The organism is Paraburkholderia fungorum, assembly GCF_003610895.1.
GTDB lineage: Bacteria > Pseudomonadota > Gammaproteobacteria > Burkholderiales > Burkholderiaceae > Paraburkholderia > Paraburkholderia fungorum_B.
Genome location: NZ_MCAS01000033.1, coordinates 30,226 through 55,512, shown reverse-complemented (window position 1 = coordinate 55,512; position 25,287 = coordinate 30,226). Strand labels below are relative to the sequence as shown.

The following is a 25,287-nucleotide window of genomic DNA, read 5'->3' as shown; positions in this document are numbered from 1 at the left end:
GAAATTGATATCGGGATGGCCGAAAAAGGGATTGGAAAGTTATTGGGGCGACTCATACCATTCGTGGACTTTGTGAGCTTCCTCATGAATTTCCTGATGAGCGTCCCTAGATGACGGCCTTCCCTCGATGAACCGCGATCCGCTTGTCCCGCTTGTTGCCAGCCCGTTCCGCCACTACATCAATGGCGGCTGGGAGACGGGCGCGACGACGGGTGTGTCGCTCAATCCGTCGGACCTGGATGAGCCGGTCGGCGAATACGTGCGGGCCGACGCGAGGCAGACCGACATTGCGATCGAAGCGGCTAGCGCGGCGTTCCGCGAATGGTCGCTCAGTTCGGCGCAGCGCCGCGCGGATGCGCTCGATACGATCGGCAGCGAGATGCTGGCGCGGCGTGACGAACTGGCCCGTCTGCTTGCGCGCGAAGTCGGCAAGACGCTGCCGGAAGCGCTGGCCGAAGCAACGCGAGCCGGCCAGATTTTCAGGTTCTTCGCCGCCGAGGCAATTCGCGTGTCTGCCGAGCCCGGGGCGTCGGCGCGCGCCGGCGTCGAGATCGAAATGACGCGCGAACCGCTCGGCGTCATCGGCATCATCGCGCCGTGGAGCGCGCCGCTGGCGATTGCCGCGATGAAGATCGGCGGCGCCCTCGCCCACGGCAATTGCGTGGTGTTCAAACCGGCCGAATCGGTGCCGGCTTGCGCGGCGGCGCTGGCCTCGATAGTGAGCCGCGCCGGTTTGCCGGCCGGCGTATTCAATCTCGTGATGGGCAGCGGGCGGCAGGTCGGCGCGCGGGTCGCCGCGCATCCGTTGGTGGCGGCGATCAGCTTCACCGGTTCGGCCGAAACCGGCACCCGCGTCCTGCAGGTTGCGGCCGCGAGACAGGCGCGTGTGCAGCTGGAAATGGGCGGCAAAAATCCGTTCGTGGTGCTGGCCGATGCCGACCTCGACGGCGCGGTCGACGCGGCGCTCAGCGGCGCTTATGGCTGCGCCGGCCAGCGCAGTACGGCGGCGTCGAGGCTGATCGTCGAGCGCGCGGTGTTCGAGCCGTTCGTCGACGCGTTGCAGACGAGGCTCGCGAAGCTCAGCGTCGATCACGCACTGAAGCACGGCACGGATATCGGCCCGCTTGCCAACGCCGCGCAGCTGGAGCGCAGTCTCGATTACGTGCGCGCCGGTCAGCAGGAAGGCGCGCACTTGCTGTACGGCGGCCGTCAGCTTGAGCGTGCAGAACGCGCGACGCGGGGCTACTTTTTTGAACCCGCGTTGTTTGTCGCCGAACCGGAACACCGCATCGCGCGAGAAGAGATTTTCGGCCCGCTTGCCGTCGTGCTGAGCGCCGACGATTACGACCATGCCCTGCATCTCGCGAACGACACCGCCTACGGGTTATGCGCCGGCATCTGTACGCGCTCGCTGAGCCGCGCCCGGCATTTCCGCCGCCACGCGCAGTGCGGCCTCGTCACGATCAATCTGCCGACGACAGCTGTCGAACATCACACGCCCGGCGGCGGGCGCAAGGCATCCGCCTATGGCGCAACCGACGCAGCGTTCTGGACAGCCGTGAAAACGGCTTATGTCGCGGGATGACGGCCATGAGACGTGCTTACCCGGTCACATCGCCCACGGCGCAATCCGCCGCCCGTTATGGCGCCGTAGCTGCTGTGCATCTTGCGGTCCGCCCGGCGGCGAATCTCGGCGCCTGGCATGCCGTGCACTGCGAGCCGCGGAGTGCCGCGATTCGAGTTGCCCACCTCAACGCTTATCCACGTTCCGGCTGACGCCGCCGTGCACCTTCGCTGCAAATAAACGAAACCAATGCAGCTTTTCAACCTCAGGAGACAGGTATGACCAGCAAGCTTCGCCGTTTGACGCTATTCGCGATCGCCGCCACGGCACTCGCCGCACCCTTTGCCGTGCAATTCTCCGCGCATGCCGATCAGCCGCTCAAAGTCGGCTTCCTCGTGAAGATGCCGGAACAGGCCTGGTTCATCAACGAACAGAAAGCCGCCACGGCGCTCGGTCAGAAGGACGGCTTTTCGGTGGTGAACATCGGCACGCCGGACGGCGAAAAAGTGCTGGCCGCGATCGACAACCTCGGCGCGCAAGGCGCCAAAGGTTTCGTGATCTGCGCGCCGGACGTGCGGCTCGGACCGGCGATCCAGGCGCGTGCGAAGCGCTACAACATGAAGTTCGTCACCGTCGACGATCAACTGGTCGACTCCACCGGCAAGCCGCTGCCGAACGTGCCGCATCTGGGCATGTCCGCGTTCAAGATCGGCAATCAGGTCGGCACGGCAATTTCTGAAGAGATGAAGCGCCGCGGCTGGAAGCCGGAAGAAGTCGGCGCGCTGCGCATCACGAACTACGAATTGCCGACTGCCAAGCTGCGTACCGACGGCGCAACGGAAACGCTGCTGGCCGGCGGCTTCAAAAAGGAAAACATCTTCGACGCGCCACAAAAGACCACGGATGACGAAGGCGGTTTCAACGCGTCGTCGCCGGTGCTCGCACAGCATCCGAACATCAAGAAGTGGGTGATCTTCGCGCTCAATGAGGAAAGCGTGCTGGGCGGCGTTCGCGCGACCGAGCAATTGCATATTCCGGCGGCCGACGTGATTGGTGTCGGCATCAACGGTGCGGGCGAAGCGTTTGCCGAGTTCCAGAAGAAGGAACCGACAGGCTTCTACGGCACCATCGCCGTGAGCTCGACGATGCACGGCAAGGAGAGCACGGAAAATCTCGTGGAGTGGATCAAGGACGGCAAGCAGCCGCCGGCCGATACGCAAACCACCGGCAAGCTGATGGTGCGCGGCAACTGGCAGGACGTGCGTAAAGAGCTCGGTATTTAAGCGGTATTCGAGTCCGCACGCTGCAGGCCGTTTTTTGCGTTGAGGCTAGCGCTCACGCGAAAAACGGCTGCACAGCCTGTCCATCAGCAAGAGGCTTTCGATGACGATTTCTCACACAGGTGAAACGGCGCGGTCCGCGCAAGCGCCCTCACCTCCCCTTACGTCGGCTGATCCGTATCTGCAACTCGACGGCATCACCGTGCGCTTTCCCGGCGTGCTGGCGCTCGACCAGGTGTCGCTCGACGTGCGGCGCGGCGAAGTACACGGGCTGATGGGAGAAAACGGCGCCGGCAAGTCGACGCTGCTCAAAGTGCTGTCCGGGGTGAATCAGCCTGCGGTGGGCACGCTGTCGCTCGATGGCGTCGAGCAGCAGTTCGTCACCACGAAGGCGGCCATCGCGGCGGGTGTCGCGATCATCTATCAGGAACTGCATCTGGTGCCCGAGCTGACGGTTGCGGAAAACCTGATGCTCGGCGCCCTGCCAAATCGGTTCGGTCTGCTTGATGAAAAGGCGTTGATTGCACGCGCGGTGCGCGAGCTGGAAAGACTCGGCGAAAAGATCGACCCTGCGCAGCAGGTGAAAAATCTCTCGATCGGTCAGCGGCAGATGATCGAAATCGGCAAGGCGCTGATGCGCGATGCACGCGTGATCGCTTTTGACGAACCAACCAGTTCGTTGTCGTCACGCGAAACCATGCAGCTGTTCCGCATCATCCGCGCCTTGAAGGCCGAGGGCCGCGCGATCATCTACGTTACGCATCGAATGGATGAAGTGTACGAGCTGTGCGACCGGGTGACGGTGTTTCGCGACGGCCGCCGGATCGATACGTTCGAGGCCGGTGAAGGACTCGATCGCGATCGCCTGATCAGCTGCATGGTGGGCCGTTCGATCGCGGACGTGTACGGCTATCGCTCACGCGAGCTCGGTGGCGTCCAGCTCGAAGTCAGCGAATTGATGGGCCGCGGCTTGCGCGAACCGGCTTCGTTCAAAGCCCGCAAAGGCGAAATTCTCGGCTTCTTCGGACTGGTCGGCGCGGGACGTTCCGAGTTGATGAAGCTCATCTACGGCGCGGTCAAACCGGCCGCCGGCGAGATCATGCTCAAAGGCCAGCGCGTGCGCTTCGCCACGCCGCGCGATGCCGTGCGTGCAGGTCTCGCGCTGTGCCCGGAAGATCGCAAGCAGGAAGGCATCGTGTCGATTGCTTCGGTGTCGGACAACCTCAACATCAGTTGCCGCCGTCACTTTAGCCGCTTCAACGTGCTCAACGGCCGCAAGGAAGCACAGACCGCCAAGGAGTTTATCGGCAAGCTCTCGATCAAAACGCGTAACGGCGACACGCCGATCGGCACCCTCTCCGGCGGCAATCAGCAAAAGGTGATTCTGTCGCGCTGGCTCGCCGAAGACATCGACGTGTTCCTGATGGATGAGCCTACACGCGGCATCGACGTCGGCGCGCGCAGTGAGATTTACGGCTTGCTATATGGGCTCGCCGAAGCCGGCCGCACGGTGATCGTCGTGTCGAGCGATCTGGCCGAAGTGATCGGCGTGGCGGATCGCGTGATCGTGATGAAGGAAGGCCGCATTGTCGGCGATCTGCCGAAAGCGCGGGCCACGCCCGATGCGTTGATCAAGCTCGCGCTGCCTCATTAGGAACGCCGAACTTATCAGGCAACCGATGGCGAAGAGACGCAACCGAAGCGAATCGCGTCATTGAAAACGGAACAAACACTATGCACACACCCTCAACCGACTCCCCTACGCCAGCCGCCGTTTCCTCGGGCTTGAGCGCACGCGCCGCACGCACCTGGGACCTGATCAACAAGTCCGGCATCGTGATGGTGTTCATCATCCTGTTCGCGGCTTTGTCATTCACCGTGCCGGATTTTTTGAGCTCGCGAAATATCCAGGGCTTGCTGCTTTCCGTCACGCTGATCGGCTCGATCTCCGTGACGATGATGTTCGTGCTCGCGCTGGGCGAAGTGGATTTGTCGGTGGCGTCGATCGTGGCATTCGCGGGCGTGGTGGCGTCCACCTTGATCACCGCGACGCATAGCGTGACGCTCGGCATCGCCGCGGGCGTGCTTGCGGGTGGCGCGGTCGGGCTGGTCAACGGCGTGCTGGTCGCGCGCTACAAGATCAATTCGCTGATCGTCACGCTGGCGATGATGGAGGTCGTGCGCGGCCTCGCCTACATCACGTCCAACGGCGACGCGGTGATGATTTCGGAGGAGCGTTTCTTCGACCTCGGTGGCGGCGCATTCCTCGGCATTTCGTATCCGATCTGGAGCAACATCGTCGGCTTCGTGCTGTTCGGCTTTCTGCTGAAGAAAACCGTGTTCGGCAAGAACGTGCTGGCCGTCGGCGGCAATAGCGAGGCCGCCTTGCTCGCGGGCTTGCCCGTCACCCGAATCAAGATCACAGTGTTCGTATTGCAGGGTCTCGTAACGGGCTTTGCAGGCGTGATGCTGGCATCGCGCATGAGTCTCGGCGACCCGAAGACATCAGTCGGTCTCGAACTCGGCGTGATCTCCGCATGCGTGCTCGGCGGCGTTTCGCTAACGGGCGGCGTCGCAACGATTTCCGGTGTGCTGGTCGGCGTGCTGATCATGGGCTCCGTGCAGGACGCAATGAGCCTGAGGAACGTGCCGACCTTCTACCAATACCTGATTCGCGGCGGGATTCTGCTGCTCGCGGTGCTGTTCGATCAGTTCCGCCGCAGCAAGCGCGTGCATTGACCGATGCCCGGCGCTCCGCCTTCTTACATGCTTGCCAACAGGAGATTTCATGGCTGATTCCAACCAGACTAAAAAGCCGCTGCGCAGCCAGGCGTGGTTCGGTCTTAAGGACCGCGACGGTTTTCTGCATCGCTCGTGGATGAAAAACCAGGGCATTCCGCACGACGAATTCGACGGGCGCCCCGTGATCGGCATCTGCAATACGTGGTCCGAACTGACGCCTTGCAACGCGCATTTTCGCGAGCTCGCCGAGTACGTGAAAAAAGGCGTGCACGAAGCGGGCGGCTTGCCGCTCGAGTTTCCGGTGATGTCGCTCGGCGAAACCAATCTGCGGCCTACCGCGATGCTGTTTCGCAACCTCGCTTCGATGGACGTCGAGGAGTCGATTCGCGGCAATCCCATGGACGGCGTGATCCTGCTGGTCGGCTGCGACAAGACCACGCCCGCGCTGCTGATGGGCGCGGCGTCGTGCAATCTGCCGGCCCTGGCCGTCTCGGGCGGCCCGATGCTCAACGGACGGTTCCGTGGCAAGAACATCGGTTCCGGAACCGGTGTCTGGCAGATGTCCGAAGAAGTGCGCGCCGGTACGATGACGCAGGAAGAATTCACCGAAGCCGAGTCGTGCATGAATCGCTCGCGTGGTCACTGCATGACGATGGGGACGGCGTCGACGATGGCTTCGATGGTCGAGTCGCTTGGCATGGGTTTGCCGCACAACGCGGCGATTCCGGCGGTCGACGCGCGCCGGCAAGTGCTCGCGCATCTGGCGGGCCGGCGCATCGTCGATATGGTCCGCGAGGATCTGACGATGGACAAGATCCTCACGCGCCAGGCGTTTGAAAACGCGATCCGCACCAATGCGGCGATCGGCGGCTCGACCAATGCGGTCGTGCATCTGATTGCGCTCGCCAAGCGCATCGGCGTGGAGTTGTCGCTGGAGGACTGGGAGCTCGGCTCGGACGTGCCGTGCCTCGTGAATCTGCAACCGTCGGGCGAGTACCTGATGGAAGACTTTTACTACGCGGGGGGCTTGCCCGCCGTGCTCAAACAACTCGGCGAGCAAGGCCTGCTGCACCGCGAAGCGTTGACGGTGAACGGCAAGACGATCTGGGACAACGTGCGCAACGCGCCGAATCATGACGAGAAGGTCATCACGACGTTCGCCGAGCCGTTCAAGCCGAAGGCCGGCATTGCGGTGCTCAAGGGCAATCTGGCGCCGAACGGCGCGGTGATCAAGCCGTCGGCCGCGACACCAGAGCTGCTGAAGCATCGCGGTCGTGCGGTGGTGTTCGAGAACATCGAGGAATTGCACGCGAAGATCGACGACGATTCGCTCGACATCGACGAGCATTGCATCATGGTGCTCAAGGGGGCGGGGCCAAAGGGTTATCCGGGCTTTGCGGAGGTCGGCAACATGCCGCTGCCGAAGAAGGTGCTGCAAAAAGGCATCACGGACATGGTGCGCATTTCCGACGGCCGCATGAGCGGCACGGCGTATGGCTCGGTGGTGCTGCACGTGTCGCCTGAAGCCGCTGCGGGCGGCCCGCTTGCGTTCGTGCAAACCGGCGACATGATCGAACTCGACGTAGAGGCGCGCCGTCTCCATCTGGATGTCACCGACGAGGAACTCGCGCGCCGCCGTGCCGCGTGGCAGCCGCCCGCGCCGCCCGCGCGCGGTTACTACAAGCTCTACGTCGAACACGTGCTGCAGGCGGATCAGGGCGCGGATCTCGACTTTCTGGTCGGGTCGAGCGGCGCGCCGGTGCCGCGCGATTCGCATTGATCGCCGTTTGAACGACTGGGCGTTTCTCCCTGCGCTTTGCGAGAAGGCGTATTGCCGATGCGGATCGAAAGCCCGCATCGGTTTTTTTTTCGACTTCACGTGAGGGAAAAGCGAGCGGACATAAAAAATGGCCGGGCGCGTAATGCCCAGCCGTTTTTTAACTCGCAGGTTCACCGCCACCCGATTTTAAAGTCGGGTGGCAGGCGTAAATTAAAACCCTAAAACTCCCAGCGTTTCACTGGAGCATCGGCGTTCAGCTTATTGTTTGATGAATCGATCGTTTGCCCAGAGGCCTTGCGTATCACTATTGCCGGCGTTCACGAATTCGACATCATGGCCAACCACGCGCACCACGCGGAAACTCGAATTCTCTGGCGTGGAAACGCATTGATATCCGGAGAAGAATTCCTGCATCTTTTGCTGTTCGCCGGCTTGCGCGTGCTGATCGGCGGCGTCGAGTTTATCCTTCGACAGACAGCCATACGCGTTGGCCTTGAACTGAATGGTTTGCGACGGCTTGACCATTACGTCCTGCGCCTGAACAGAAGCGGCGGCTAAACCCGCAATGGCGAAAACAAGGGCGATTCGCGTTTTCATATTTTCCTCCGGTGCGGGTTGAATACTCAGGTTAGCTATGTATTTAACTTTAACGTCGAACCCGCACCTTGCACTTTAGGAGAACGCGAGAGAACGACAAGCACATCTTGTGTGCGGTCGCAACAGCGGCGAATTGTCGCACCACCTGTCACACCTGCTTAAACCTTGAGCAGCCACTTAAACCGGGCGGATTGAAACGGATAACTAAAAGACGGGCAGGGCGCATCGCTTTAACCAGTAAAGCTTTGCGGTGCGTATTGGCGTAAACGAGAAGCACCAATTAAGTGATTTAATACAATTAGCGGGCGCACTTGGTGCATTGCACACAAAGTCATTCACCCGACTAATCAAAAATCACGAAATAACGGTGTGTGTACAGAAGATAAACGGTGCCAGGTGCACCAGGCGACGTCGCATGACGTCCCTGACGGCACCTGCCGAGGTCACTCGCCGTGCCGATCGGTCTTGAAAAACTCGGCCTGGAACATGCACATGCGTAACGCATTGTGATAGCGGCCGTTACCGAAAAACTCCTCGATGAGCTCGGCCTCGTGCCGGAAACCGCACTTCTCGTAGACATGGATGGCAGCGGTATTCGACTTGTCGACGATCAGATAGACCTTGCGCAGGTTCAGCACCGAAAACGCATAGTCGACCGCGAGTTGCGTGGCGACGGTGGCGTAGCCGCGCCCCTGTGCGTGCGGTGCGATGATGATCTGAAACTCGCCGCGCCGGTGGATATAGTCCAGCTCGATCAATTCGACGACGCCAACGGTTTGACCCTCATTGTCGATCGCCACGAAGCGGCGCTCGCGCAGATCGTGTACGTGCTGGTCGTACAACTGGGTCAATTCAGAGAACGTTTCATAGGGTTCTTCGAACCAGTAACGCATGATCTTTGCGTTGTTGTTCACTTCGTGGACGAAGCGCAGATCGGTGCGCTCGAGCGGGCGCAGGGTGAGTTCGCTGCTGCGTTCGATAGTCATTGGATTCCCCTTGAGAATTATTGGTTTGAGCGCGCAAGCCCGAGGTGAGAACCGGGGCCCGCGTTTCCTGTTAGTCCGGGCGCAGCGCGGGGAGTTCTTACAACGTCTGTCGGCGGTGCAGACCGTTGCTGCAAGGCGCGAGGCGCCGCGCGGGTTCGGCGAGGGTGGGGTGGCGCGTTGTCGCAGGCCACTTTTCACGCGCTTATCGCAAATTTGTGAGGGGCCCGGCACCGTCGAGGTACATACCGTGCTCTACAATGAAATCATGCTCTTGCGATGGAGGCTACCGTGATCGAGCACTTGATACTAGGCGCCTTTCTGGTCATCCCGCTACTCATCGTCGCATTTCTTTTCTCAGACGAATTGTGGCAGGAGCATCGGCATCTACACGACATGCATCTTGAACCAGCGAAACCGCGCCGCATCGACTGGCGGCATCCGCTGCGCCGCGCCCGGCATCGGCTTTGAGGCGGTTGGACGCGCAAATAACCCGCAAATAACCCGCAAATAAGCCGCACATAACCCGCAAATAAAAAAGCCTGCCGTTTCGGGCAGGCTAAAAAGAGATCCACACTCAATGCCTTGCGGGTACAAGGCAGACACCAGTCTAGCCGGACAGCGCGTGCGGCTGGTTTCACCAGCCATTACACATATTACGGGGCATGACCAGTTGCGTCGTCGTCGGCCCTCGCGCCGTCAGCGGGGGCGCGCCAATGGTTGCGAATGCGTGTGGCGAGCGCTTCGAGCGTGGCCGCGTCGGCGACATCGCGCGCATGCATGCGCAGCGGCTGTCCTTCCCAGCGCGGGATCACGTGAAAATGCACGTGCGGCACCGTTTGCCCCGCGGCGGAGCCGTTGAACTGTCCGATGAATACGCCGTCGGGGCGCAAGGCCGCGCGAACGGCAATGGCGAGCTTCTGCGCCATGCGCATGCAGGCCACCGTCGAGGCGTCCGACAACTCGAAAATCTCGACCACCGCTTCCTTCGGCACGACCAGCATGTGGCCGTCGGCTTGCGGCATCAAGTCCATGAAGGCCAGCGCGGCATCGCTTTCCGCCACTTTGATGCAGGGTAGCTCGCCGCGCAGAATCTTCGCGAAGGGATTGCTGTCGTCGTAGTTCATCACGCGTCCTTTGGGTTGCCCTACGGTTCAAGGTGGAGATGCTGTCAGCGATATTGTCCACCACCTCTGTTACAACGCGCCGTATTTGTCCCCGTGTTGTCCCTGCGTTGTCCCTGTATCTGGTGCGGACCGCCGGCAATCAGCTACTCACCGCCACCTGATTCTTGCCATCCCGTTTCGCCCGATACAGTCCGACGTCGGCGGCTTCGATCAACGTCGTCACCGGTTCGGCGGCGGATGGCACGATGGCCGCCGCGCCGATGCTGATCGTCACGACGCCGCTCGCCGAACCGGCGTGCGCAATGTCGAGTCCTTCGATTGCAAGACGGATCTTTTCAGCAAGCAGGCGCAAGCCACCCGACGACGCGCCCGGCAGCACCACCGCAAATTCCTCGCCGCCGAACCGCGCCGCAAGATCGGGCGCGCGCCCGAGGCACGACTCGATGGTTTGCGCGACGCGTTTCAGCACTTCGTCGCCGGCGACGTGCCCATAGGTGTCGTTGTAGGCCTTGAAGTTATCCACATCGATCATCAGAAAACCGAGGCCCGTGCTGTCGCGCGTGCCGCGACGCCATTCGGCGGCCAGGTACTGATCGAGGTAACGTCGATTCGACAAACCCGTCAAGCCGTCCGAATGCGTGAGCCGCTGCAGTTCGAGATTGGTCGCGAGCAACTGCTGTTGCGACTGGCGCAGGGCCCGATAGGCCTCGTCGCGCTGCAGCAGGTTCAGATACGAGCGCGAGTGATAGCGAATGCGTGCGATCAGCTCGATGCGATCCGGCAGTTTCACGAGGTAGTCGTTGGCGCCGGCCGCGAAGGCCGCGCTCTTGACCAGCGGCTCTTCCTTGGTCGACAGCACGATGATCGGAATATCGCGGGTTGCCGGATTCTGCCGGTATTGCCGCACGAGAGTGAGGCCGTCGGTGCCGGGCATGACGAGGTCTTGCAGGATCACTGTCGCGCGGGTTTCCTCCGCGCAGCGCAACGCATCTTCAGGCGACGCGCAGTAGTGAAAGTCGACGCTCCCTTCGGTGGCCAGCGCCTGCCGGACCGCCTCGGCGATGATCGCCTGATCGTCGACCAGCAGCACCATGATTGGGCATTCGGCCGCGGGCGGACTATCGAGGATGCGCGCTAACGCGTCGTCGATGGCGCTGTTGGGCGCGTCCTCCGCGTACCCCTGCGCGTTCGCGTCGTGCTCTGCGAGATCCGGCGCGGTGGCGTTCTGATGCGGTTTGGAAGTGTCCATATTGGTCAGCCAGAATGAATGTCAGTGAGTCGTAGCGGGCTAATGTGTGGCTAGTGTGCGCTTGCCGGGCCCCTAGCGCGCGCCGACGGCGGTGGCGAGCGCGGCGGCGATACGGGGCAGGGGCAGAATCGCGGCGGCGGCGTCGAGCGCCGCGGCCGCCTTCGGCATGCCGTACACGGCGCAGGTCGCCTCGTCCTGCGCAATCGTGTGGTAGCCCTTGGTGCGCATCGCCTTGAGCCCGATCGCGCCGTCGCGGCCCATGCCGGTCAGCAGCACGCCAATCGCGCGCGCCGGCCAGCGTGCCACCACACTGTGAAAGAAAACGTCGACGGAAGGCCGGTAGGGCGTTTCGGCCGGCTCCTTCGTATAGCCAAGCACGTTGGGCAATTTCAGGTGCAGGTGATCGTCAGTAGCGGCGAGCAGAACGACGCCTGCTTGCGGCCGGTCGCCTTCGTTCGCGATCCGCACCGGCAGCGCCGACTGCTGGTTCAGCCAGTCGGCCATGCCGGCGGCGAAGGCCGCGTCGACGTGCTGGACGATCACGACCGCCGCCGGGAAATCCTTCGGCAAACCGGCGAGCAGCGTGGCGAGCGCCGCCGGGCCACCCGCCGAGGCGCCGATCGCCACCAGCGGCGTGTCGCGGCTCGTCACGCTTTTCGGTTCCGCGGCCGCCGTGGCGCCAGGCGCGTTGCGCTCCGCGACCAGCGCGGCGATACGGTCGATCTTCGCGATCAGCGTGGCGATGCTCTTGTGCGCGTCCGGGCCGCTCAGCGAGGGCGTATCCACCGCATCGAGCGCGCCCGCGCCCATCGCTTCGTAGACGCGCCACGCATTCGCGCCCACGTCGACGGTCACGATCAGGATCGCGCACGGCGCTTTCGCCATGATGCGGCGCGTGGCTTCGATGCCGTCCACGTTCGGCATGACGAGATCCATCAGCACGATGTCGGGCCGCTGCGCGGTGCAGAAATCGACTGCCTGCTGGCCGTCCTGCGCGACCCACAGCACCTCGTAGTCGTGGCGCGCGGCGAGTGCGCGGCGCAGCGCTTCGACGGCGAGGGGCAAGTCATTGACGATTCCGATTTTCATCCGTTTTACCCGTGCATTTAACCGTAAGCTTCGCCGATCAGATCGCGCACTGCGTCGAGCAGTGCTTCGTCGTGGAAACTGCCTTTCGCCAGATAGTAATCGGCGCCCGCGTTCAGGCCGGCGCGGCGGTCCTCTTCGCGATCCTTGTAGGAGACGATCATCACCGGCAGTGCCTGCAGGTGCGGATCGCGCTTGATGAGTGTGACGAGTTCGATGCCGTCCATTCTCGGCATGTCGATGTCGGTAATCACGAGGTCGAAGCGCTCGCTGCGCACCGCGTTCCAGCCGTCCATGCCGTCGACGGCAATCGTCACGTCGTAGCCACGCGTGGTCAGCAGCTTGCGTTCGAGTTCGCGCACGGTGAGCGAATCGTCGACCACCAGCACGCGCCGCGTGACTCGCCGGGCAGCAAGGGTCGCGCCGTGCTGGGTATGTTTCAGATCGCCGCCCGCCACCAGTTTTTCAACCGAGCGCAGCCAGTCGTCGACATCCGCGATCAGCACGGGGTCGCCGTTTTCCATCAGCGCGCCCGCGGTGATGTTCCTGATCTTGCCGAGACGCGGGTCGAGCGGCTGCACGACCAGCATCCGCTCGCCGAGAAAGCGGTCCACCACCACGCCGTAGGTTGCTTCGCCGTCGCCGATCACGATCAGGCTGACGAGTTCGGCTTCATTGGCGGGCGGCGCCGTGTCGAGAATCTGATGCGCGGTGACGACGCCGATACGGCGGCCGTCGAAGGCAATGTGCTGATGGCCTTCGAGCAACTCGATCTCCGCGCGGCTTACGTGCAGCGTGCGGTTCACATGCGCGAGCGGCACGGCATACGGCTCGCCCGCGACTTCGACGAGCAGGCTGCGGATCACCGAGAGCGTGAGCGGCAACTGCAACTGCACGCGCGTGCCGGCATTGGGTTCGTGGGTGATGCGCACCGCGCCGCGCACGCGCTTGACGACGTCGTACACCGCGTCGAGTCCGACGCCACGGCCCGAAACATCGGTGACCTGATCGCGTAGCGAAAAGCCGGGCAGGAAGAGGAATTCGAGCAGTTCGGCTTCGGAGAGGCGCGCGGCGGTTTCAGCGCTCGCCAGTTTCTTGCGGACGATCGAGGCGCGCAAGGCGTCGAGGTCGATGCCCGCGCCGTCGTCGGTGACGGTGATGAGCAGCGCGCCGGCGGTGTGGCGTGCGTCGAGCGTGAGCGTGCCTTCTTCGGACTTGCCGTGCGCGAGACGGTCCGCCGGTGCTTCGATACCGTGGTCGATCGCATTGCGCAGCAGGTGGCCGAGCGGCGCTTCGAGCAGATCGAGGATGTCGCGGTCCACCTGTGTCGATTCACCGATCAGCTGCCAGCGCACCTTCTTGCCGAGCGAACGCGCGACGTCGCGCACCATGCGCGCGAGGCCGCCGGTGCCGTCGCCGAAGGGGCGCATCCGGCATTGCAGCGCGGCGTCGTAAAGCTGCTGCGAAAGATGCGTCGAGCGGCGGTCGAAGCTCTCCAGATCGGCCAGGCGCTCGGCGAGCAGATGCTGCGATTCCGCGGTGAGGCGGCGCAACTCTTCGAGCGCGGCGTGTGCGCGCGGGTCGAGTTTCAGGTCGGCGAGCGTTTCGTGCAACTGATCGAGCGCGCGTGAGCCGTCGCGTTGGACGCGCTTGACGCGCAGCATCGATTGCGCGAAGGGTTTGAGCCAGCGCGATTCGACCAGCGATTCGCCGGACAAGGAGAGCAGCCGGTCAAGGTTGTCGGCGCGTACGCGCAGCATGCGGCCTGCTTCGTTCGCGGGGGCTACGCTTGCGGCGGTGGATGCAGGGGCGCTGGTGGAGTCGGGCTCGATCGACGTTGCCGCCGTGCTGGCCGGTGTGGCTGAAACGGTTGAAACAGGTGTCGCTTCGGCGCGCAGGGCGTTGGCCAGCAGATTGAATGCGGCGTCGGCTTCCGCGGATGCCGTTTGCGCGCCGGCGGTGGCATTGGATGCAGAGCCGCCGGCGCGGGCAAGACCCGCGGCAGGCGTCGCGGTGGCCTGCTGCGCAGCCTCCCAGCGCATCGCCGCGCCACCCGCCATACGCGCTTGCAACGCTCCCACACACACACTCACCGCGTCACGCGCCGACTCGTCCTCGTCATTGCCGATGCGCGCGACGATATCGACACCGCGCAGCAACTCATCGATCCAGGCGGCATCGAGCAATGCGCGCCCTTCCTGCGCCGCAACGAAACAATCTTCCATCGCGTGGGCGAGTTCGACACCCACCTGCACGCCGACGATACGCGCCGCGCCCTTCAGCGAATGAGCCGCGCGCATGCAGGCCTCGAGCGCGGCGGCGTCGCGCGGCGTGCGTTCGAGGGCGAGCAGGCCGTCGTTGAGCACGCGCGCCTGGGTCCGCGCTTCTTCGCGGAAGAGATCGATCAGCGACGGGCGGCGCGGGTCGTCCGTCATCCGAGACTCCGGTTCAAGGTATTGAACAATGCGTCGGCGTCGAGCAGTCCGACCGTCACGCCGCGCCACGGGGCCACGGCGCGCGTATGCGCGGCTGCTGCATGCGAGAGCGTTGCGGGCGGCACGAAAAAAGTGGTGAGCGCGATCCGATGCACACCGTCGACCTGGTCGACGGGGAACACCGCGTGCTCCTCGGCGCGCGAAACCACCAGCAAACGCGGCAGATCGTGGCGCGACTGAGCGTCGCCTGCGCTGGTGTCGGCCTCGAAACCGAGCAGATGCGCGAGCGACAGACATACCAGCAAGTCGCCCTGCACATTCACCACGCCCAGCACCGCGCGATGCTGCCGGTGCGGCAACGTGTGAATCGGCCGCGTCTGAACGATGCGTTTGAAGATCGGCGTGGGCAGCGCGAGCCATTCGCGGCCAATCCGGAAAATGAGGAACGATTCGCTCACACCTTGCGGATCGTGTCGCTGCTCCCTCTGTTGCGCCGGCGTGCCGGCGTCATGCAGCGCGAGGTCCACCAGCGGAATCGGACGCTCCAGCAATTTGGCCGCAGCCGCTTCGAACACGGGGCAATTCAGACAGCGCACGTATTCGACCAGCCGTTCACACGACGAATCGCCACGCACGCCAATGCGGTTCCAGCAATCGTCGAAAGTCACCGGGCGGTCTTCAACCACGTTGCGCTCCCTGCGCCCGCGACGCGCGCTCCATCAACAGACGCGCGCCGTTGCGATCGCCTTCGAGTTCGAGCAGCGTCGCCAGATGTGCGAGCGCTTCGGTGTGCTGCGGATCGAGGTAGAGCGCCTTGCGATACTGGCTGCGTGCGAGATTCGTATCGCCGCCGGCGTCGGCCAGCACGCCGAGCAGGTAGAACGCATCGGCATGCGGTGCGTGCCGTTCCAGATAGGCGTTGATCGCGTTCGCTGCTTCCGTCAGGCGACCCGCATCGGCCAGTGCGTGCGCGGATTGCAGCGTGTCGCGGGCGGCGTTGGTCGGCGAGGCGACGTGCAACTGCATCAGATCGTCCGATGGGGAGGCGGGCTTCAACGGATTGGCCGTGTGGCTGGATATACCGTTGGGCGGCATAGCTTGAGCTGGTGTCGCGTGAGGCCGCGTACCATTGAAAAGCGGCTGCGGCGAACCAGCGTTGAGCGGCGGGCGCGCAACCGGATCGGGCCACGCGAAAGGCTTTGCCGAAAACACTTGCAGCGGCGCGAGCGCGGGCACCGGCGAATGCGTCATCGCGAGTGCCGCAGCGGTTGCGAGCGGCGCGGTGTGCCAGCCGTCGAATTGCGTTTCTGTCGGCGCGGCGCGGCGAAACGCGAACGCCAGCGGAATCTTCGCCGACTGCATGCCGTAACGCATCAACAGTCCGGTTTCCGCGGGGCCGACGAAGAGCGTGCCGCTTTCAGCCAACACGCTATTGAGCGCATGCAGGGCCGTTTGTTGTGCATCGCGGTCGAAGTAAATCAGCACGTTGCGGCAGAACACGAAGTCGTAGACGCCGAGCGCCGCGGCATCGAGCTGCATCAGATTGGCGCGCGAAAACCGCACCGCGTCGACGATGCGCGGCGCGAGACGCCAACCGTCTTCAGTGCGCGCGAAGTGGGCGTCGCGAAACGGGAACGCATTGCCGCGAAACGAGTTGCGGGTGTACACGGCGCGTTGCGCGAAGGCCAGCGAGCGCTCGCTGATATCCATGGCGTCGATGCGCATCTGCGCCGCCTCGATACCGGCGTCGAGCAGCGCCATCGCGATCGTGTACGGCTCTTCGCCAGTCGAGCAGGGCAGGCTCAGGATCCGCAGCGGCAACGCGGTGCCGCGCTCGTCGAGGCGCTCGTGCGCGAGACGCGCGAGCGCTTTGAACGCGTCGGCGTCGCGATAGAACCAGGTCTCCGGCACCACCACCGTTTCAACCAGCGCCTGCACCATCGCGGGCGACGCCTGCGCGGCTTCCCAGTAGTCGGTGAGCGTGGCGTCGGCGTGACCGTCCGCGCACCAGGCGGCGGCGCGCTGATCGACCGCACGCTCGATTGCGCTATGACCGAGCGACGCTGCATCGAGCCCGATGGTTCGATGCAGCAGATCGCTGAAGCGTCGATAGAGCGGCGCGTTGTCGTGATGCGCGTTCATACGTGCGCCTCGGGAAACAGCAGGGCTTTGACGTCGTCGGGCAGCAGATGTTCGACGCGAATCCATTGCACCAGTCCGTCTGCTTCGCGCGCGACCGGACCCAGATAGCGCGCGTGCGGCATGTCGATGCCGGCATCCTGAAACGCGTCGGCGGCGAGGCGCAGGGTGCGCGTTGCGCCTTCCAGCAGGAGCGCGAGCAGGCGCACCGTACCCGCATGCGGATAGCGCACCAGCACCACGCGGGTCGACATCAACTGCGCGGCGGGGCGGCCGAGCGCGAGCGCCGGCAGATCGATCACCGGCAGCGGTGTGCCTTCGTAATCGAGCACGCCCGCGACCCACGAGGGCGCGCCGGGGATCGTCTTCGGCGGCGACTGCGGCGTGAGCGGCATCAGACGCTCCACCTGCGTCGCGTCGATCACGTAGCGTTCGCTATCGAGCGTGAAGAGGATGAAGAGCATCGGCGTGGGCTGGGTGGAGTGGCGTGCGGAGTGGTCTGCTTCAGCGTGTGTGCCTGAATGAGCGCGTTGCCGCGCGTCAGGCCACCACCTTGAAGCGCGATACGCCGGTGCGCAGACTATTGGCGACGTGCGTCAGGTCGTCGATCGCCTGGGTCGACTGACGCAGCGATTCCGCTGTTTGCTGCGCGGCCTCCGAAAGCTGCGTCAGCGCCTGGGTAATCTGCTCGGCGCCGGTGGCCTGCGTCTGCATACCTTCGTTGACCATCGAGAAGCGCGGCGCGAGCGCCTGCACCTGCTGGATGATCTGCGTGAGATGGCCGCCCACGTTCTGCACGTCGAGCATGCCGCGGCGCACTTCTTCGGAGAACTTGTCCATGCCCATCACGCCCGCCGCCACCGCCGACTGGATCTCCTTGACCATCTGTTCGATGTCGTAGGTCGCCACGGCGGTCTGATCCGCGAGGCGGCGAATTTCGGTTGCCACGACCGCGAAGCCGCGGCCGTATTCGCCGGCTTTTTCTGCTTCGATCGCCGCATTCAGCGAGAGCAGGTTGGTCTGATCCGCAACCTTGGTGATGGTGGCGACGACCTGGTTGATGTTGCTGGCTTTCTCGTTGAGGATCGCAAGCTTCGCGTTGACCGAACCGGCTGCTTCCATCACGAGGCGCATGGTTTCTTCCATGCGGGCGAGACCGGCGTGACCGGTGCCGGCGAGCGCCGCCGATTGCCCGGCTACTTCGGAGACTTCATTCATCGTGCGCAGCAGATCGCGCGAGGTCGCAAAGATTTCGCGCGACGTGGCGCCGATCTCGGTGGTGGTCGCCGCGGTTTCGTTCGCGGTGGCTTGCTGCTCGCGCGATGTCGCGGCGATTTCCGTCACCGAGGTGGTCACCTGGACCGCCGACTTCTGCGCCTGGCCGACCAGCGCGGTGAGCTCGTCGGTCATGCGGTTAAAGCCCGCTTCGAGCGCGCCGATCTCATCCGCGCGATTCAGTTGCAGACGCTGTGTGAGGTCGCCCGTGCGCATGACGTCGACGACTTGTAACACTTTTGCCATGGGCGTGGTGACCGCGCGCAGCAGCCAGTAACCGGCCAGTATGGCGGCGATGACGGCGAGCAGCAGCATCACGAGCAGCACGATACGCGTTGTCTCGACCGAGTTGCGGATGCTTTCAGCGGACTGGTCGGCATAGGTCTTGTTGTTCTCGACCAGCTTGCGCACCGAGAGGCGGCCCGTCTCCCAGACCGGCGTGAGCTGTGCGTTGAAAATCTGTGCGGCATTCGCTTTCGAAGCCGGCAGCACGGCGATCAGCGACGCCTGGATCGGCAAATATTGCGTGTATTGCTGGCGGAAGTCATTGAAGAGATCGCGGTCTTCCTGACGGAAGATCGTGTTGCCGTAGTCGCTCAGCAGCTTCTGAAGCGTTTGCTGGGTCTCGATGAGCCGCGTGCTGTCGCGCTTCTCGGCCTCTTTATCCGCATCGACGTAGATAAGGCGCTGCGTGACCGAGTAATTCTCGAACCAGGCCGCGCGCATGGCGGTCGCGTAGTAGAGGCCGGGCATCGAATCCTGCTGCTGGCTCTTCGCGTCGTGGTCGATGCCGCCGAGTTGCTCGAAAGTGACGATTGCCATTGTCAGCATCACGATCAGCACGATCCCGAAACTGCACAGAATCCGTTGCCGGATGGTCCATTGTTTCACGCGCACGCCCCTTAACTTTTTGGCTTGATTTCGACGCCGACGTCGGCTTTTGCGTATCGGGGTCGAAGGATCGGAAGGCTTTACAGGTCGTCGGATTTGTCCGACGGGTCTGCGGCGAATTTTACATTGATCGTAGGAGTGGATGGCGGTCGGCGTGGCGTCTTCCGCCTAGGGGTTACACCCGTAATGCCCGGTTACCAACTGCAGCATCTATTTCCGTGCGCGCCCTACACAATCTGTTCCATGCCTGAACGGCGGGAGCGAAACATGAAAAAGATTGCGGTGGCGTTGTTGATGGTGGGGAGCCTGAGCGTGGCCGGTCAAGCACAAGCTCATGGCAATGGCGGCGACGTGGTCGGCGCGCTGATCGGCGGTGCCGTGCTGGGCGCAGTGGTGACGTCGGTGCTGAATCCGGCGCCAGTGGTCGCCTACCAGCAGCCGGTGTATGCGCAACCGGTGTATGCACAGCCGGCGTATCAACCGGCGCCCGTGTATGCGGGGCCGCCGCCGGGATACTGCTATGACCAGTACCAGCGCGCGTACGTCGCGTGTGGTGCGCCGCCGCCCGGACAGTATGGGTATCCGCAGGGGCCTCAGCCGGGCTGGTAAACGAACTAAAAAACGCACTGAACGGGCACGCGCAATCTGGACGCTCGCGCACCACAGAGAAAAAGGCCGTCGCACTATGCGACGGCCTTGTCGTGTTGGGTGTCTCTATTCAGTGCTTGTGATGCAACCACTCCGCATAGTGCGTATCCAGCCAGCGCTCAAGGCGCTCGGGCTTTGTCTTGTCGCGATAGTGTGACGCAGCCCAGATCACCGCGCCAACCATCAGCATCACCAACGGTCCTAACAAATACGCCATCAACGATTCAGACATCGGAGCCTCCGTCCCGGCCGTCATCCATCCTTCAGTTTAGGCGATGAACGGCGGGAAAAAAGGACGCCGTGATGGCTTGGCCGGCAACGCGGCGGGATTGACGCGAATCGGCAGAGTGCGCGTGGAGCGGGGCGATTGAGAACCTAGTGAAAAAGGTGATTTCCTTTTCCCGGTTGGGAAGTAAGGATGGGGTTTGTTTGACTGTGTACCATTGGGCACACTGCTGGCCAGCGGTGAAGTGAGGCGCGACTACCGATCTGGCGCCTGACGCGTCTGACACGCCCGCTGTACTCAGCCGATCACGCCTTGCCGGCCGCTCTCGATCTGCGTGTCGACGAAATCCGCCCACAGTTGCAAGGTCCGCCGCTGTTCGGCGGCATGGTCAGCGTGGTCGACTCCGCTCGAGGCATCTTTGACGGCATGCGCCAGTGCATTTTCAATGGTGTCTGAAGGCTGACCCATTTCACGCAAATGGGTCGCGGCGGTGCGTCGAAAGTCGTGCAGGACGAAATGCTCGACGTCGAGTCCGAGCGATTTGACGGCCTGATTGAGCGTGCTTTTCGCGATCGGCCGGTCGTCGCCCCTGACGCTCGGAAATACGAAATTGCGGCTGGTCTTTGTGTCCTGGAGCTCGCGAAGCAGGGTGACCGCCTGATGCGGGAGGTACACCACGTGGTCGCGGCCCTTGTTCATCCGCGCGGCGGGGATTGTCCAGCGCGCGGCGTTGAGACTGAATTCGGACCAGGCCGCTTCGACGATGTCCGATTTGCGCACCATGGTCAGCACCAGCAGGTGCAGCGCCAACTTCAACGGACGTCGGATGTTGGATGCGTAGATCGCCCGGAGCATGGCGCCCATTTCCTCTGGCGCGAGCACGCGGGTGCGGCTGTCCGGCGTCGCGATGAAGCGTGCCGGGATGAGCGCGGCCGGATTGGCCGTGGCGAGTTGCCGGGCTATCAGGTACTCGTAGAGCCGCTTGACCGCGTTGCGCGTGTGCAGCGCCATCTTGGGCGAGCCACGGCTTTTGATCTGATCGCAAATCGCGCGGATGTCGTCGTCGGTCACCGCTTTGATCGGCTTGCCGCCGATGGCGGGGAGCACGTCTTTTTCGAGCGCGCGCCGCGTGGTGCGCTGATATTCCGCCGACTTGCCGACCATCTCCGTGGCGAGATAGAGCTCCGCGCCCTCGCGCAGTACGTCGATCTTGTCCTCCGCGCCGCGGTCGCGTCTGGCTGTCGCCACGGGCGAGACGCCATTTGTAACCATCTCCGCGTACTTCTGCGCCTTGGCGCGCGCAACCCGCAGCGAAATCATCCGGTAGTCGCCGATCGTGACGAGCGGCTGGCGCTTGCCGTCGAGCGAATAGCGGAAGCGCCAGACCTTGGTGCCCGTGGTCATGATTTCGATGACGAGGCCGTTGCCGTCTGCGACGCAATACCGGGTAGCGCGCGGTTCAAGCGCGCGGATCTGTGCTTCGGTGAGGGGGGCGGCTAGTTTGGGCATGGCGGAGCGTTTGGTACGGGGACGGCGGGGATTTTAAACCGGACGTGTTTTGTGTACCAAAGAAAAAGCTTGGACTGGGTCGGCGTATAGCGTTCGATGGACGCTATACGGGCTACAGAAGTCTACCCAACTACATTTGGATAAACCTTCGGCACAAGTACATAACCTAGCGATGGATGTTCAAGGCCTTATCGGACCGAGTGCGTTACTTGTCCGCCAGCACCTCGCCGCGGAATTCGGCGGCATCCCGGATGCCGTCTGCCGTGCGCGCAACCCATCATGATGGCCGATGAGAAAGCCTGGTTTTCGGGGATCGGTCGAGGTGTGGTTTGACTTGTCGACGGTCGAGGCTACCGTTCACTTTTCGAGTTTCTTTTGTGCCTTCTCAAGCTGCTGAATGCTTGTGTCCGGAGTCGGAAGCGACTCTGGCATTGTGCCGCCCAGTTCGCGGATCGTTTGGCGCACCTTGCTACCCACCTCAAAGTGGGTTTGATTCGCTTTCTGCTTTCCGCTTGTACCATCCCGCCTGAGCTTTTCTTCGGTCTGTGTTGCCCGGAACAGGTTGGCGGCCAGTTCAGTGCTGCCCATGTGATCCAAGATTTTCTGGCTCTTCTTGAGCCCTTTGTGCGTATGAATGTCTCTCGCACCCATGCCGCCGTACAAGCCTTTGTATCCATGGTCCTGGAAAACGGCGTAGTCAATTCCGGTTTCAACACCAGCGTCGCGGGCGGCGGCACTAAGGGCCTTATTGTGATGGACCAGTTCACCTCGGAGCATCAAGCGCCGCTGATCTTCCGGCATCCCCGCAAACGCCTTATCGTCGCTCAACTCCTGGCGACGCGTCTGCAGTGCGAAATACGTTTGCCCGTTGGCGATAACGGATTTCGATGGATCGCCGTTCTGTACGATCAAATAGCAGGCGTAACGGGATAGCGTGTAGTCAGTGATCCCGCGCGTTGCTCCGGATCCAAGGGGGACCATTTTGGTGACTTCACCGAAATGGTCCTGGGCGGGATGTCCCGACCGCTCGCAGGCAGTCTTCGCCTTCTCGATTACTTGCAGGAAGTTGCGCCAGTCCTGGTATTCGAGCAATGGCGCAAGGTCGCGCGCGAACCAAAACTCGGAATCGTCATCGTTGACCTGCCTGATGCTTTCAAAGGTACGGTGATGCTGCGCAGCTATGGGCTTATTGTTCAACACGGACGACTCCCGGACCAACTTGGTCGACGACGATGGCTGCCCGAACCTGATCGGCGCCTGCGGAAGATTGTACTGTGTTTTTATACAGGTAGCGGCGTGGCACGATGTATCAGGCCGACGGTATTCTGTGTACCAAAGAAATTGCCGGCTTTTGGTCGACAGAGGGTATTTGACATGGGCACAGCAGACAGCGCTGAATAACTCTCTCAGCTTTAATGGGCAAGTCTCTCGTAGCGAATTCCGCATTCGCTCTACTTGCCAATACAAAACCGGCTGAAAATCACTCCGAGCAGATCATCCGAGCTGAATTCCCCAGTAATCGAGTTCAGTTGGTCCTGCGAGAGACGCAGTTCTTCCGCGAACAGATCCAGCGCCTGGGCGTTCTGATCGGCGTGTGCCGCAGCTGTCGCCAGATTGTCCTCAGCCGCGCGTAGCGCAATCAGATGCCGCTCACGCGCGAGGTAGACGCTCTCGGCACCCGCCTGCCAGCCTGCAATGCGCAGCAACTCCTCGCGCAGCAACGCAACGCCATCGCCCTGTTTCGCCGACAGCCGCACTTCGCTGAGATCAAGATCAGCGTCTAGCGGTGTGACGGTGGGCGCGAGCCCGGTCAGATCTGTCTTGTTCAGCACGCGGACCACCGGCACACCGCTCGGGAAACGGTCCGCGATCTTTTCATCTTCGGCGGTCATGCCGGTTCGGGCATCGAGCAGATGCAGCACGACGTCCGCGCGCTCGATCTCGCTCCACGTGCGCGCAATGCCGATCTTCTCTACTTCGTCTTCGGTATCGCGCAAGCCGGCCGTGTCGATCACATGCAGCGGAATGCCTTCGACCTGGATGGTTTGCGCGACCTTGTCGCGCGTCGTGCCGGCGATCGGCGTGACGATGGCCAGCTCCGCGCCGGCGAGCGCGTTCAGCAGCGACGACTTGCCGACGTTCGGCTGGCCCGCCAGCACCACCGACAAGCCTTCACGCAACAACGCGCCCTGGCGCGCTTCGCTCAGCACGTGCGCGAGGCGCTCGCGGATTCGCGTGAGCTTGCCGCGGGCGTCGGCGGCTTCGAGAAAGTCGATTTCTTCTTCCGGGAAATCGAGCGTCGCTTCGACCAGCATCCGCAACGTGATGACTTCTTCGACAAGCGCGTGGATGTCGCGCGAAAACGCACCGTCGAGCGAGCGGCCGGCCGAGCGTGCGGCAGCCTCGGTGCTGGCCTCGATCAGATCCGCGACGGCTTCCGCTTGCGCCAGATCCAGCTTGTCGTTGAGAAACGCACGTCGCGTGAATTCGCCCGGCTCGGCCAGGCGCAGGCCAAACGCGCGGCCGGCTTCGATGCAACGCTGCAGCACCAGTTGCAGCACGACCGGACCGCCGTGGCCTTGCAACTCGAGCACGTGCTCGCCGGTGTAGGAGTGCGGTGCGGGGAAGTACAGCGCGATGCCGCGGTCGAGCGCGTTGCCGGCGCCGTCGAGGAAGGGTACGTAGCTCGCATGCCGTGGCGCAAGCGCCTGGCCGGTAAGCGCTTGCATCAGCGGCTGCGCGGCGCTTTCTCCCGCGCGGCCGAACGAAATCCGCACGACCCCGATCCCGCCTCGGCCGGGTGCGGTGGCAATGGCGACGATCGGATCGGAATCAGTGGCGAGCATGGGAGCGAGGCTATCAGAAGCGGGTGAATGCGGGATTGAGTGCGCACGAATGGGCGCCGGGCATTGTAACGCGGGCCTCCTCCGTCTCTAGACAGGGGCGAATTCCTAGCATGCTCAAGTTTTCATCAGACAAATAAGGATTTATCTCGCATAAGCTAAGATAGCTTAAGACACATTTGCGCCAGATGGGCGTGTCGGGATGCCTGCAACGCAGACTGCAGAAGGAAAAGACGGGGTTCGATGAAATCGCGAAATGCGTTATTAGGTGGCGATTTCAGGCTAAAAATAGCTTATTTAGGCTACAAAATAGCGCAATTGGTTGTCCACTGATTATGCGCCGAATTGCACAATCGGGCCCATGCCGACCTCCAAAGAAAAAGCAGCTTTCGCCAAACGGCTGAAAGACTCACTCCCCAACGACGTCCAGGGTGGGACCGATTTAGCCCGTGAATTCAATCTGCTCTACAGAAGCGGCCCTGCCGTCTCGCCGCAAACCGCGCACAAATGGCTCGCGGGTACGACGATTCCAAAGCCCGATAAGTTGCAGGTTTTAGCAACGTGGCTGCAAAAAGACATCCACTGGTTGCATTACGGGCCTGCGCCATCCGGCAAGGCCAAGCCGCTTGGTCGTGGCGAGAAATATCCGATGACGCCGGAAACGATCGAGCTGGTGACGCAGATGGCGAACCGGTTCGCGGGTTTGTCGCCGCGTCAGCGCAATCTGGTGGAAGAACTGATCACTGAATTTGATGGCGGTGCGCAACAGGAAGCCGGTGCCGCGCCTGAAGACGCATCGAAAGATAAGGGCCCACCATCGGCCGAATCATAAAAAAAGCCGCCCGGCGCAAACCGGGCGGCTTTTTTACAACCAGCTTCTGTCTGTCTTTGCCTGCTTTTGCCAGTCAGCCAG

22 protein-coding genes are annotated in these 25,287 nt (G+C 62.7%); 8 read left to right on the top strand and 14 right to left on the bottom strand.

Features of this window, described 5'->3' with window-relative positions:
* Positions 1–127: 127 nt before the first annotated feature.
* The 5 genes from BCY88_RS26510 (at position 128) to BCY88_RS26490 (ending at position 7,366) form a co-directional block, all read left to right on the top strand.
* Positions 128–1,585, top strand: a complete 1,458-nt coding sequence (locus BCY88_RS26510) for an aldehyde dehydrogenase family protein (RefSeq protein ID WP_120347125.1) — start codon at positions 128–130, stop codon at positions 1,583–1,585.
* Between the two features lie 257 nt (positions 1,586–1,842).
* A complete protein-coding gene (locus BCY88_RS26505) occupies positions 1,843–2,847 on the top strand; it encodes an arabinose ABC transporter substrate-binding protein (protein WP_120347124.1) in 1,005 nt (334 codons plus the stop codon).
* 100 nt (positions 2,848–2,947) lie between these two features.
* Entirely contained in the window at positions 2,948–4,498 is a 1,551-nt protein-coding gene (araG, locus tag BCY88_RS26500) for an L-arabinose ABC transporter ATP-binding protein AraG (RefSeq protein ID WP_183081454.1), read from the top strand.
* Between the two features lie 80 nt (positions 4,499–4,578).
* Positions 4,579–5,583: an L-arabinose ABC transporter permease AraH gene (gene araH, locus BCY88_RS26495; protein ID WP_120347123.1), complete on the top strand. Its 1,005-nt coding sequence runs from the start codon at positions 4,579–4,581 to the stop codon at positions 5,581–5,583.
* A 49-nt stretch (positions 5,584–5,632) separates the two neighbouring features.
* Complete coding sequence (locus BCY88_RS26490; RefSeq protein ID WP_120347122.1) at positions 5,633–7,366, top strand: IlvD/Edd family dehydratase; 1,734 nt, start codon at positions 5,633–5,635, stop codon at positions 7,364–7,366.
* A gap of 258 nt (positions 7,367–7,624) precedes the next feature.
* On the opposite strand, the gene sap1 is transcribed toward BCY88_RS26490, so the two are convergent.
* Complete coding sequence (sap1, locus tag BCY88_RS26485) at positions 7,625–7,963, bottom strand: surface attachment protein Sap1 (RefSeq protein WP_120347121.1); 339 nt, start codon at positions 7,961–7,963, stop codon at positions 7,625–7,627.
* A gap of 443 nt (positions 7,964–8,406) precedes the next feature.
* Positions 8,407–8,949, bottom strand: coding sequence for a spermidine N1-acetyltransferase (gene speG, locus BCY88_RS26480; protein WP_120347120.1), 543 nt, complete (start codon positions 8,947–8,949; stop codon positions 8,407–8,409).
* 288 nt (positions 8,950–9,237) lie between these two features.
* Between speG and BCY88_RS26475 the strand changes: the two genes are divergently transcribed.
* Complete coding sequence (locus tag BCY88_RS26475) at positions 9,238–9,417, top strand: hypothetical protein (RefSeq protein ID WP_120347144.1); 180 nt, start codon at positions 9,238–9,240, stop codon at positions 9,415–9,417.
* Positions 9,418–9,602: 185 nt separating this feature from the next.
* On the opposite strand, the gene BCY88_RS26470 is transcribed toward BCY88_RS26475, so the two are convergent.
* The 8 genes from BCY88_RS26470 to BCY88_RS26435 all read right to left on the bottom strand — a co-directional run bounded on the left by BCY88_RS26470 (position 9,603) and on the right by BCY88_RS26435 (position 19,148).
* The gene (locus BCY88_RS26470) at positions 9,603–10,073 is read right to left on the bottom strand and encodes an HIT family protein (RefSeq protein ID WP_120347119.1); all 471 of its coding nucleotides are present in this window, start codon (positions 10,071–10,073) and stop codon (positions 9,603–9,605) included.
* A 139-nt stretch (positions 10,074–10,212) separates the two neighbouring features.
* Positions 10,213–11,322, bottom strand: a complete 1,110-nt coding sequence (locus BCY88_RS26465) for a diguanylate cyclase (protein ID WP_120347118.1) — start codon at positions 11,320–11,322, stop codon at positions 10,213–10,215.
* Positions 11,323–11,394: 72 nt separating this feature from the next.
* On the bottom strand, positions 11,395–12,411 hold the full coding sequence (gene cheB, locus BCY88_RS26460; RefSeq protein ID WP_120347117.1) for a chemotaxis response regulator protein-glutamate methylesterase: 1,017 nt from the start codon (positions 12,409–12,411) through the stop codon (positions 11,395–11,397).
* A 17-nt stretch (positions 12,412–12,428) separates the two neighbouring features.
* Entirely contained in the window at positions 12,429–14,843 is a 2,415-nt protein-coding gene (locus BCY88_RS26455) for a hybrid sensor histidine kinase/response regulator (RefSeq protein WP_120347116.1), read from the bottom strand.
* Entirely contained in the window at positions 14,840–15,529 is a 690-nt protein-coding gene (locus BCY88_RS26450) for a chemotaxis protein CheW (protein ID WP_120347115.1), read from the bottom strand. The genes BCY88_RS26455 and BCY88_RS26450 overlap by 4 nt, the downstream gene beginning before the upstream one ends.
* A complete protein-coding gene (locus BCY88_RS26445; RefSeq protein WP_120347114.1) occupies positions 15,522–16,985 on the bottom strand; it encodes a CheR family methyltransferase in 1,464 nt (487 codons plus the stop codon). Before BCY88_RS26445 ends, BCY88_RS26450 begins: the two co-directional genes overlap by 8 nt.
* Positions 16,982–17,446 carry a chemotaxis protein CheW gene (locus tag BCY88_RS26440; protein ID WP_120347113.1) on the bottom strand — a complete coding sequence of 155 codons (465 nt, stop codon included), beginning with the start codon at positions 17,444–17,446 and terminating at the stop codon, positions 16,982–16,984. Before BCY88_RS26440 ends, BCY88_RS26445 begins: the two co-directional genes overlap by 4 nt.
* 76 nt (positions 17,447–17,522) lie before the next feature.
* The gene (locus BCY88_RS26435; protein ID WP_120347143.1) at positions 17,523–19,148 is read right to left on the bottom strand and encodes a methyl-accepting chemotaxis protein; all 1,626 of its coding nucleotides are present in this window, start codon (positions 19,146–19,148) and stop codon (positions 17,523–17,525) included.
* Between the two features lie 267 nt (positions 19,149–19,415).
* Between BCY88_RS26435 and BCY88_RS26430 the strand changes: the two genes are divergently transcribed.
* A complete protein-coding gene (locus BCY88_RS26430) occupies positions 19,416–19,757 on the top strand; it encodes an ecotin precursor (protein WP_120347112.1) in 342 nt (113 codons plus the stop codon).
* A gap of 109 nt (positions 19,758–19,866) precedes the next feature.
* Here BCY88_RS26430 and BCY88_RS39930 read toward each other — a convergent pair whose 3' ends face one another.
* From BCY88_RS39930 to mnmE, 4 genes are all read right to left on the bottom strand, one after another.
* Positions 19,867–20,028, bottom strand: a complete 162-nt coding sequence (locus tag BCY88_RS39930; protein WP_183081452.1) for a hypothetical protein — start codon at positions 20,026–20,028, stop codon at positions 19,867–19,869.
* Positions 20,029–20,319: 291 nt separating this feature from the next.
* Positions 20,320–21,531 carry a tyrosine-type recombinase/integrase gene (locus tag BCY88_RS26425; protein WP_120347111.1) on the bottom strand — a complete coding sequence of 404 codons (1,212 nt, stop codon included), beginning with the start codon at positions 21,529–21,531 and terminating at the stop codon, positions 20,320–20,322.
* A 357-nt stretch (positions 21,532–21,888) separates the two neighbouring features.
* On the bottom strand, positions 21,889–22,731 hold the full coding sequence (gene dinD / locus BCY88_RS26420) for a DNA damage-inducible protein D (protein WP_259461518.1): 843 nt from the start codon (positions 22,729–22,731) through the stop codon (positions 21,889–21,891).
* A gap of 251 nt (positions 22,732–22,982) precedes the next feature.
* On the bottom strand, positions 22,983–24,377 hold the full coding sequence (mnmE, locus tag BCY88_RS26415) for a tRNA uridine-5-carboxymethylaminomethyl(34) synthesis GTPase MnmE (RefSeq protein ID WP_120347109.1): 1,395 nt from the start codon (positions 24,375–24,377) through the stop codon (positions 22,983–22,985).
* 358 nt (positions 24,378–24,735) lie between these two features.
* Between mnmE and BCY88_RS26410 the strand changes: the two genes are divergently transcribed.
* Positions 24,736–25,206 carry an XRE family transcriptional regulator gene (locus BCY88_RS26410; protein ID WP_259461517.1) on the top strand — a complete coding sequence of 157 codons (471 nt, stop codon included), beginning with the start codon at positions 24,736–24,738 and terminating at the stop codon, positions 25,204–25,206.
* The last annotated feature ends 81 nt before the right edge of the window (positions 25,207–25,287 follow it).